General features: G+C 69.6%; 8 protein-coding genes. 6 read left to right on the top strand and 2 right to left on the bottom strand.

Features of this window, described 5'->3' with window-relative positions; genetic code table 11:
• Positions 1-190 precede the first annotated feature (190 nt).
• On the bottom strand, positions 191-1693 hold the full coding sequence (miaB, locus tag C1I98_RS28920) for a tRNA (N6-isopentenyl adenosine(37)-C2)-methylthiotransferase MiaB (protein ID WP_111170568.1): 1503 nt from the start codon (positions 1691-1693) through the stop codon (positions 191-193).
• Positions 1694-1866: 173 nt separating this feature from the next.
• Here miaB and C1I98_RS28915 point away from each other — a divergent pair, with 173 nt between their 5' ends.
• From C1I98_RS28915 to C1I98_RS28895, 5 genes are all read left to right on the top strand, one after another.
• Entirely contained in the window at positions 1867-2622 is a 756-nt protein-coding gene (locus tag C1I98_RS28915) for an amino acid ABC transporter ATP-binding protein (protein ID WP_111170567.1), read from the top strand.
• Between the two features lie 99 nt (positions 2623-2721).
• Positions 2722-3615 carry a glutamate ABC transporter substrate-binding protein gene (locus C1I98_RS28910; RefSeq protein WP_111170566.1) on the top strand — a complete coding sequence of 298 codons (894 nt, stop codon included), beginning with the start codon at positions 2722-2724 and terminating at the stop codon, positions 3613-3615.
• A gap of 97 nt (positions 3616-3712) precedes the next feature.
• Positions 3713-4381, top strand: a complete 669-nt coding sequence (locus C1I98_RS28905; protein ID WP_111170565.1) for an amino acid ABC transporter permease — start codon at positions 3713-3715, stop codon at positions 4379-4381.
• A complete protein-coding gene (locus C1I98_RS28900; protein WP_111170564.1) occupies positions 4378-5265 on the top strand; it encodes an amino acid ABC transporter permease in 888 nt (295 codons plus the stop codon). The genes C1I98_RS28905 and C1I98_RS28900 overlap by 4 nt, the downstream gene beginning before the upstream one ends.
• 136 nt (positions 5266-5401) lie before the next feature.
• Complete coding sequence (locus C1I98_RS28895) at positions 5402-7321, top strand: S9 family peptidase (protein ID WP_111170563.1); 1920 nt, start codon at positions 5402-5404, stop codon at positions 7319-7321.
• A gap of 5 nt (positions 7322-7326) precedes the next feature.
• Here C1I98_RS28895 and rny read toward each other — a convergent pair whose 3' ends face one another.
• Positions 7327-8946, bottom strand: a complete 1620-nt coding sequence (rny, locus tag C1I98_RS28890; protein WP_111170562.1) for a ribonuclease Y — start codon at positions 8944-8946, stop codon at positions 7327-7329.
• Positions 8947-9351: 405 nt separating this feature from the next.
• Here rny and C1I98_RS28885 point away from each other — a divergent pair.
• A partial coding sequence (locus tag C1I98_RS28885; RefSeq protein ID WP_111170569.1) for a GNAT family N-acetyltransferase occupies positions 9352-9849 on the top strand: 498 nt, incomplete at its 3' end.

Raw genomic sequence — 9849 nt, 5'->3', positions numbered from 1 at the left:
GGAGACTCCCCGCCGTCAACCGGCCCCGGCCCCCGAACCACAGCCACAACCACAGCCGCAGCCCGCGCCGCGCCCCTCGGTCACCTGGCGCGGCCCCAACCCGTGCGCGACCTTCGACGACTTCCGCCGGCCGTACTGCGACCAGTTCCTCGACCGGCTCCGCAGGCGCTGAGCGGCCGGGCCCGGCGGCTCAGGAACAGCCGGTGGGCTGGACGGTGGTGGCGGCGGGTCGGCCGACGGCAGGCATGCCCAGCATGACGCCGGGACTGGACGCCGGACCGGCCTGGCGGGCGGCCCACGCGTCGCCCGCGCGGGTGCGGCGCAGCGACAGCGGCGGGCCGTCGGCGACCAGGTGGTGCGGAGCCGCATAGGTGATCTCGACACGGACCATGTCACCCGGCCGCGGCTGCTCCTGTCCCGGCGCGAAGTGGACGAGCCGGTTGTCCGGGGCGCGGCCGGACACGCGGCGCGTCGCGTCGTCCTTGCGCCCCTCGCCCTCGGCCACCAGGACCTCGACCACCTTGCCGACCTGCCCGCGGTTCTCCTCCCAGGAGATCTCCTCCTGAAGCGCCACCAGCCGCTCGTAGCGCTCCTGGACGACCTCCTTCGGCACCTGGCCGTCCATGGTGGCCGCGGGCGTGCCGGGGCGGATGGAGTACTGGAAGGTGTAGGCGTGCGCGAAGCGCGAGGCGCGGACCACGTCGAGGGTCTGCTGGAAGTCGGCCTCGGTCTCGCCGGGGAAGCCGACGATGATGTCGGTGGAGATGGCCGCGTCCGGCATGGCCGCGCGGACCTTCTCGATGATGCCGAGGTAGCGCTCGGCGCGGTAGGAGCGGCGCATCGCCCGCAGCACGGTGTCGGAGCCGGACTGCAGCGGCATGTGCAACTGGTGCATCACGTTGGGCGTCTCGGCCATCGCGGCGATCACGTCGTCGGTGAACGCGGCCGGGTGCGGCGAGGTGAACCGCACGCGTTCCAGGCCGTCGATCTCGCCGCAGGCGCGCAGCAGCTTGCCGAACGCCAGCCGGTCGCCGAACTCGACGCCGTAGGTGTTGACGTTCTGGCCGAGCAGCGTCACCTCCAGCACGCCCTGCTCGACGAGCGTGCGGACCTCGCCGAGGACGTCGCCGGGGCGGCGGTCCTTCTCCTTGCCGCGCAGCGACGGCACGATGCAGAAGGTGCAGGTGTTGTTGCAGCCGACCGAGATCGCCACCCAGGCGGCGTAGGCGGACTCGCGCTTGGTCGGCAGCGTGCTGGGGAAGACCTCCAGCGACTCCTTGATCTCGACCTGCGCCTCGCGCGCGATCCTGGCGCGTTCGAGCAGGACCGGCAGCGACCCGATGTTGTGGGTGCCGAACACCACGTCCACCCACGGCGCCTTGCGGACGATCTCCCCTTGGTCCTTCTGCGCCAGGCAGCCGCCGACCGCGATCTGCATGTGCGGGTTGCGGGTCTTGGCCGGGCGCAGGTGCCCGAGGTTGCCGTAGAGGCGGTTGTCGGCGTTCTCGCGCACCGCGCAGGTGTTGAACACGACCACGTCGGCGGCCTCGCCGTCGTGCGCCCGCACGTAGCCCGCGTCCTCCAGCAGCCCGGCGAGCCGCTCGGAGTCGTGTACGTTCATCTGGCACCCGTAGGTCCGGACCTCGTAGGTGCGGCCATCGCCGGCGTGGGCGCTCTCCTCGGTGACATTCATCTCGATGACAAGACTAAGCGTCATCCGGACGGGAGCGGGCATCACTCACGTACAGGACGGGCCCCTGCCCCTGTGACCTGGGGCGCCAACAGAGTGTTCGTCAACCTGCCGTGATCGGATCGGTACCCGGCGGTTAGTGACGGGTGCCCTTCACCTGCATAACGTTGACCACCATGACGGAGAACGGGGACGCGACTCCACTCGTCAGCCTGGTCGGGGTCAACAAACACTTCGGCGCGCTGCATGTGCTGAAGAACATCGACCTGACCGTGGACCGCGGCGAGGTGCTGGTCGTCATCGGGCCCTCCGGCGGGGGCAAATCAACGCTGTGCAGGACGATCAACCGCCTGGAGACGATCGACGAGGGCCAGATCATCTTCGACGGGACACCGTTGCCCGAGGAGGGCAGGGCGCTGGCCCGGCTGCGGTCCGAGGTCGGCATGGTGTTCCAGTCGTTCAACCTCTTCGCCCACAAGACGATCCTGGGAAACGTCACACTGGGGCCGATGAAGGTCCGCAAGAAGGCGCGCAAGGAGGCGTCCACGCGCGCGATGGAGCTGCTCGACCGGGTGGGCATCGCCAACCAGGCGGACAAGTACCCGGCGCAGCTCTCCGGCGGGCAGCAGCAGCGGGTGGCCATCGCCCGCGCGCTGGCCATGGACCCGAAGCTGATCCTGTTCGACGAGCCCACCTCGGCGCTGGACCCGGAGATGGTCCAGGAGGTGCTCGATGTCATGATCGGCCTGGCCAGGGACGGCATGACCATGGTCGTGGTCACCCACGAGATGGGATTCGCCCGCAGGGCCGCCAACCGGGTCGTGTTCATGGCCGACGGCCAGATCATCGAACAGAACACCCCCGACGAGTTCTTCACCAACGCCAGGACCGACCGGGCCAGGGACTTCCTGTCGAAGATCCTCACCCACTGAACCACCGATCTCGCGCGAACACGACTCTCACCCCCCTAGGCTCCCCACCTTTAGGCTCCAACCTTTAGGCCCCATCCTTTAGGAAGAAGAGGTACGTAAATGCGGGTAGGACGTTTCGGAGCGGCGCTCGCCGCAGCGGGCGCGCTGACGCTGGGCCTGGCGGCGTGCGGCGGCGGCAGTGGAGGCGGCGGCGACACCGGCGCCAAGACCGATCGGGCCACCTCGGTCGTCGACAAGGTGAAGAACACCAAGCGGATCGTGGTCGGCACCAAATGGGACCAGCCGGGCCTGGGCTTGAACACCGGCGGCGGCGAGCCGCAGGGCTTCGACGTGGACGTGGCGAAGTACGTCGTGAAGGAGATCTCGGGCGACCCGAACGTCCAGATCGAATGGAAGGAGTCCGCCTCCTCCAACCGTGAGCCGTTCCTCGCCAACGGCACGGTCGACATCATCTTCGCCACCTACTCGATCACCGAGGAGCGCAAGGCCAAGGTGACGTTCGGCGGGCCGTACATCGTGGCCCACCAGGACACCATGGTCCGCGGCGACGCCGCGGAGATCGCCAAGGCGACCGACCTCGCGGGCAAGCGGATCTGCCAGGCCGCGGGCTCCAACTCCTACAAGCGGATCACCGACCCGCCGCCGGACGGCAAGCTCGACCTGGACGCCAAACTGGTCGGCGCGAGCAACTACTCCGAGTGCGTCTCCAAGCTGAGCGGCAACAACCTGGACGCGGTGACCACCGACGACCTGATCCTGGCAGGGTTCGCCGCGCAGGGCGGAAACTACAAGATCCTCGGCGACCCGTTCACGGACGAGAAGTACGGCGTCGGCCTGAAGAAGGGCGACACCAAGACCTGCGAGGCGGTCAACAAGGCCATCACCAAGATGTACAGCGACGGCACCGCCAAGCAGATCTTCGACAAGTGGTTCGGCAAGGCGAAGGGGCTCACCGCGCCCACGGCCGCGCCGCAGTTCGAGACCTGCGCGTAGGGTTCGCCGCGACTCTTCGCACTTCTCTCACGTACGCGGCGGCCGGTGACCGGTGCCAGCCGGCGCCCGCCGCCGCCGCACCCGTGGCTGGAGCACGATGGATGAACTGATCGAATACGCGCCGGACCTGCTGGCCGGTTTCGCGGAGAACCTGAAGCTGTCGGCGGTGTGCGGTGTGCTGTCGCTGATCTTCGGCACGATCCTGGTCGGCATACGGGTCTCCCCCACGCCGGTACTCCGGGCGGCGGGCACGGCTTATGTCAACATCGCGCGTAACACACCGCTGACCTTGGTCCTGGCCTTCTCCTCGCTCGGGCTCAGCGACCAGATCGGGCTCATCTTCTCCGATGAGCCGAGCACGAACGGGTTCTGGCTGGTGGTACTGGGCCTCACCGCCTACACCTCCACCTTCGTCTGTGAGTCGCTGCGCTCGGGCATCAACACCGTGCCGTTCGGGCAGGCGGAGGCGGCCCGGGCGATCGGGCTGACGTTCCTGCAGTCGCTCAGCCTGATCATCCTGCCGCAGGCGTTCCGGGCCGTCATCGCGCCGCTCGGCAACGTGATGATCGCGATGATCAAGAACACCACGGTCGCCATCGCCGCGGGCTACCTGGCCGACGTGGCGTTCGTGATGAAGGACACCTTCGACACCACCGGCGTGTCGATCCCCATCTTCCTCGGCATCGTGGTGGCCTTCATGGTGGTGGTGCTGCCGATCGGATTCCTGACCGGCTGGCTGGCCAAGCGACTGGCGGTGGCCCGATGAACGGCGGCGCGTCCCTCCTCTTCGACGCCCCCGGGCCGCGGGCGCGGCTGCGCAACCACCTGCTGACCGCGGTGGCGCTGGTGGCGCTGCTGGCGATCGCGTGGTTCGTCTACAGCAGGTTCGACGAGAAGGGGCAGTGGCGGGCGGAGATCTGGGAGCCCTTCCTCCGGCCCACGACCTGGACCAACTTCATCGTTCCCGGCCTGATCGGCACGCTCAAGGCGGCCGCGCTGGGGGCGGTGTTCGCGCTGTTCTTCGGCGCGATCTTCGGTCTTGCCCGGTTGTCCGACCACCGCTGGGTCCGGATCCCGGCCGGGGTGGTCGTGGAGGTCTTCCGGGCGATTCCGCTGCTGCTGCTGATCTTCTTCGTCTTCTACCTGCTGCCCTCAGTGCTCGGCGGCGGTGACTACACGCTGATCGCGGTGGTCGTGGGGCTGACCCTCTACAACGGGTCGGTGCTGGCGGAAATCATCAGGGCCGGTGTGCTCGCGGTTCCGCGCGGGCAGTCGGAGGCGGCGTACGCGATCGGGCTGCGCAAGACCGGCGTGCTGTGGCGCATCCTGCTGCCGCAGGCCATCACCGCGATGATGCCGGCCATCGTCAGCCAGTTGGTGGTGCTGCTGAAGGACACCGCGCTCGGCTACATCATCGCCTACGTGGACCTGCTGAACTTCGGCTTCAAGATCATCCCGCCGAACTTCCCCGGGTCGCTGATCCCCGCGGCGATCGTCATCGGGATCATCTACATCGGCCTGAACATGCTGCTCAGCGCGCTGGCCACCTGGCTGGAGCGGCGCAGCAGGCGCAGCCGTAAGAGCGCGGCACGGCCGATCGGGCTGTCCGCGGTGCCCGGCCCGGCCGGGGCCGGCGTGGGACAGCTCTGAGGGTCCCCTGAGGCGGTCGCCGGAGTTTCGCGGCGACCGCCTCGCCATTTACCTGAACACCTGAGCAAGTGGCGTACCCACGTAAAGGGACGGCCAAAGGGAGACGGACGGCCGCCTTTTCCGGCAGGATGCGGCTATGTCCCCCGAGCGACCGCCGACCCGGACCACCACCGTGCCCTACACCGCCTGGCCCTCACCGATCTCCACCTCCGACGTCGCCCGAGCCGGTCTCAGTCTCGGATTCCCCAGCGTGCTGGGCGATGAGGTGTGGTGGAGCGAAGACCGTCCGGCAGAGGGCGGGCGCACCACGATCATGCACCGCGCCGCCGACGGCGCCCGCCGCGAGCTGCTGTCCGCGCCATGGAGCGCCAGGTCCCGGGTACACGAGTACGGCGGGCGATCGTACGCGGTCGCGCCCGGTGGCCTGCTGGTCTTCGCCAACCACTCCGACCAGCGGCTCTACCTGATGACCGCAGACGCGGCGCCGGTGGCCCTCACCCCTGATCCCGAGCGGCACGCCGGGCTGCGGTACGCCGACCTGCACATCCGCGACGGGCGGGTGTGGGCGGTGCGCGAGCGCCACCACGACGACGGCAAGGTGGACCGGGCGATCGTGTCGATCCCCCTTGACGATCCCGGCATCGGTCATGCCGGGGCAGAACCCATCGAGCACGTCACCGGCAGCGACTTCTACGCCTTCCCCACCATCTCCCCTGATGGCGCACATCTCGCCTACATCTGCTGGAACCACCCGCGGATGCCGTGGCAGGGCACCGAGTTGCGGGTCACGCGCCTCTCCGACGGCCACTCCTGGACGGTCAAGGGCGGCCAGAGCGAGTCGGTGCTCGCCCCGCAGTGGCGCGATGACCGGCACCTCTACCTGGTCTCCGACTGGTCGGGCTGGTGGAATCTCTACCAGATCGGCATTTACGGCACTTCATCGCAGGCGCTTCATCCGGCCGAGGAGGAGTTCGCCGGGGCGTTGTGGCGGCTGGGCTACGCGCCGTACGCCGTGCTCGGCGACGGACGGCTCGCGGTGCTGCACGGCCGCGGCGACCTCCGGCCGGCCATCCTCGACCCGGACACCGGCACGCTCACCGACCTCGACGTACCCTACGACGGCTGGGCGCCCTCGCTCGCGGCCGACGGGATGACGCTCACCGGCATCGCGTACGGCGCGGCGGTGCCCGGTTCGGTGGTGCGGATCGACACGGTGACCGGCCGGGTCGAAGGGCTGCGCCGCGACGTGGAGGAGCTTCCCGACATCGCCTACCTGCCGGAGGCGCGGGCCGTGGAGTTCGAGAGCCGCTTCGGGCGGCGCGTACACGCGATCGTCTACCCGCCGTCCAATCCGGTCGCCCAGGGCGAGGGCCTGCCGCCGTACGTCGTGGTGGTGCACGGCGGCCCCACCGCGCACGCGGTCCGCGCGCTCGATCTCGAACGCGCGTTCTTCACCAGCCGCGGGATCGGGATCATCGACGTCAACTACGGCGGGTCCAGCGGCTATGGCCGCGCCTACCGGGAGCGGCTGCGCGGCCAGTGGGGCGTCATCGACGTCGAGGACACCATCGCCGCCGCCGAGTGGCTGGTCGCCGAGGGCCTGGCGGACGAGACGCGGATCGCCGTGCGCGGCGGCAGCGCCGGCGGCTGGACCGCGCTCGCGGCCTGCTGCGCCTCCCGGGCCTTCGCCGGCGGCGTGTCCTACTACGGCGTGAGCGCCCTCGCGCCGCTCAACGCGACCACGCACGACTTCGAGTCACGCTACGTCGAATGGCTGGTCGGCGCCGAAGACCCGGTGTTGTACGCCTCCCGCGAGCCGCTCGCCCGCGCGGGCGACGTGCGCTGCCCGATGCTGCTGCTCCAGGGGCTCGACGACCCGGTGGTGCCGCCCGCGCAGTCCGAGGCGTTCGCGGCGGCGCTGGCCGAGCACGGCGTGCCGTGCACGTACCTGACCTTCGAGGGCGAGTCGCACGGCTTTCGCCGGGCCGAGACGCGCAGCGCCGCGCTGGCCGCCGAACTGGCCTTCTACCAGCAGATCTTCTGGGCGGGCCGGTGAACTGATCAGCGCGCGAACTCCGTCGAGCGCGACTCCCGCACGACGGTGATGCGGATCTGCCCCGGGTAGGTCAGCTCTTCCTCGATCTGCTTGGCGACGTCCCGGGCGATCACCTGGGTCTGGATGTCGTCCACCGTGTCGGGCTTGACCATGACGCGGATCTCGCGGCCGGCCTGCATGGCGAACACCTTCTCCACCCCGTCGAAGGACTGGGCGATCTGCTCCAGGCGCTCCAGCCGCTTGACGTACGCCTCCAGCGACTCGCGCCGCGCGCCCGGGCGGCTGCCGCTGATCGCGTCGGCGGCCTGGGTGAGCACGGCCTCCACGGTGCGCACCTCGACCTCGTTGTGATGGGCCTCGATCGCGTGGACGACGTCCTCGTGCTCGCCGTACCTGCGGGCGATCTCGGCGCCGATCAGCGCGTGGCTGCCCTCGACCTCGTGGGTGAGCGCCTTGCCGATGTCGTGCAGCACCGTGCAGCGCTTGAGCAGCTTGGCATCCATGCCCAGCTCCACGGCCATGATCCCGGCGATGTGCGCGGACTCGACGAGGTGCTTGAGCACGTTCTGGCCGTAGGAGGTGCGGTAGCGGAGCTGGCCGAGCAGCGTGACCAGTTCGGGGTGCATGTCGGTGATGCCCAGCTCCACCAGGGCGTCCTCACCGGCGCGGACGCAGAGGTCCTGGACCTCGGCCCGGCTGCGCTCGTGCGCCTCCTCGATGCGCTGGGGGTGGATGCGCCCGTCGAGCACCAGTTTTTCCAGCGTCAGCCGGGCGGTCTCCCGGCGAACCGGGTCGAAGCAGGAGAGCAGCACCGCCTCCGGGGTGTCGTCGATGATCAGGTTGACCCCCGTCGTCGACTCGAACGCCCGGATGTTGCGCCCTTCCCGGCCGATGATGCGGCCCTTCATCTCATCGCCCGGCAGGTGCAGGACGGAGACCACCGACTCGGCGGTCTGCTCGGTCGCGACCCGCTGCACGGCCAGCGTCACGATCTTGCAGGCGCGCTTTTCCGCCTCCTTGCGGGCCTCGCTCTCGATCTCTCTGATCAACAGCACGGCCTCGCGCTTGGCCTGGTTCTCGATCTCCTTGACCAGCTCGTTCTTGGCCTGCTCGGCGGTGAGGCCGGAGACCCGCTCCAGGATCGCCCGCCGTTCCTCCTCGATCTGCAGGAGGTCCTCGCGCCGGTCGGCCAGCTCGGTCTCGGTCTCGGCGAGCTTCCTGCCCCGCTCCGCCTGCCGACGCGCCTCCTCGTCCAGCCGCTGCTCGCGCTCGGCCAGCCGGTTCTCCCGCCGCTCCAGGTCGGCCCGGAACTCCTTCAGCTCCGACTTGAGGACCCGGGTCTCCTCCTCGACCTCCTGGCGCAGCTTGATCGCGCTCTTCTCGGCGGCCTCGGAGCGGCTGACGATCTCGCTCGCCTCGGCCTCCGCGCGGGTGCGGATCTCGCCGGCCTCGTGTCTGGCCCGCTCCAGCTCCGCCTGGACCTCGGCCACTTCCTCCGCCCGGGGCCCGGTCGCGCGGGGGCCGATGGCTCCGGTACGGCGCGCGAGTACGACCAGCGCGGCGATCGCCACCACGGCGAAGACGAGCACCGCCACCGTCAGGGCGACCACCACAGCAGTCTCCATGCGCGCCCCCAGCCTCCTCGCGTAGCGATCTTCAAGCCCGCGAAGGTCACACCCACGGCACGGAAGCACCAACCGCTGGCGCCGCCAGGACAGATATCAACCCGCGTCAGGTAAGGCACCGACCGTCACCGATCGACGCCGTGCCCGCCTCACCATCGAGCCCGTTCGTCCGTCGTACACCGTTATGGCAATCCGCACAGCGCGGAGTGACTCCTCACTGTCGTCGAGATTAAGCGTCGAAGAGGTAACGGGCAAGCAAAGGCGACCTGTCAAGCTAGTTCCCGCTCATACGACGCCGTCCCACAACATCCCCCAAATCACCACATTCAACCCTGACACCGCACGGAATAGTGGATGTGCGGAGGGACTGCACGTATTGGTCATCGAGCAGAGGAGTGATCGATCATGGCCGGCCTGGTGGTCAGACGGCACAGCCGAAACGACGCCCGCGCCGTCCGTGCCGTCGTCTCACTGATCCACCGCGGCGCGTGCGTCAGGGGGATCGCGGGGGGCGACCCGTCCGCCGGGGACGCGGAGTTCATCGGGCGCTTCGATCGGTACGTCGCCAACCAGGGGTTCGAACTCGTCGTGGCGTACGAGGACGGCGAGCCGGTGGGACAGGCGTGGGGTTGGCCACTGGACGTACGCTCGGGGGCCACCTGGTGGAAGGGCCTGGTGTGCCCGCCGGAGCCGGGGTTCGACCGCGAGGACGGGCACCGGACGTTCGCGCTCTCGGCGCTCATGGTGCGCCGCGCCTGGACCCGCCGCGGCATCGCCCGCGCCCTCCACGACGAACTCCTGCTGAACCGCCCGGAAACCCGGGCGACCCTCCTCGTCCGCCCGGGCAACATCGCGGCCTGCTCCGCCTACGCCAAGTGGGGCTGGACCCGCCGCGCCACCCTC

The sequence above is a fragment of the Spongiactinospora gelatinilytica genome (assembly GCF_003236385.1).
GTDB lineage: Bacteria > Actinomycetota > Actinomycetes > Streptosporangiales > Streptosporangiaceae > Spongiactinospora > Spongiactinospora gelatinilytica.
The sequence above is the reverse complement of the archived record's forward strand: the minus strand, read 5'-3'. Positions and strand labels throughout refer to the sequence as shown.

What these genes read in the sequence shown, in the direction of transcription:
- C1I98_RS28900 (WP_111170564.1), top strand. Translation starts at nt 4,378, where the DNA reads ATGAACGGCGGCGCGTCCCTCCTCTTCGACGCCCCCGGGCCGCGGGCG.
- rny (WP_111170562.1), bottom strand. Translation starts at nt 8,946, where the DNA reads ATGGAGACTGCTGTGGTGGTCGCCCTGACGGTGGCGGTGCTCGTCTTC.
- miaB (WP_111170568.1), bottom strand. Translation starts at nt 1,693, where the DNA reads ATGAATGTCACCGAGGAGAGCGCCCACGCCGGCGATGGCCGCACCTAC.
- C1I98_RS28910 (WP_111170566.1), top strand. Translation starts at nt 2,722, where the DNA reads ATGCGGGTAGGACGTTTCGGAGCGGCGCTCGCCGCAGCGGGCGCGCTG.
- C1I98_RS28895 (WP_111170563.1), top strand. Translation starts at nt 5,402, where the DNA reads ATGTCCCCCGAGCGACCGCCGACCCGGACCACCACCGTGCCCTACACC.
- C1I98_RS28915 (WP_111170567.1), top strand. Translation starts at nt 1,867, where the DNA reads ATGACGGAGAACGGGGACGCGACTCCACTCGTCAGCCTGGTCGGGGTC.
- C1I98_RS28905 (WP_111170565.1), top strand. Translation starts at nt 3,713, where the DNA reads ATGGATGAACTGATCGAATACGCGCCGGACCTGCTGGCCGGTTTCGCG.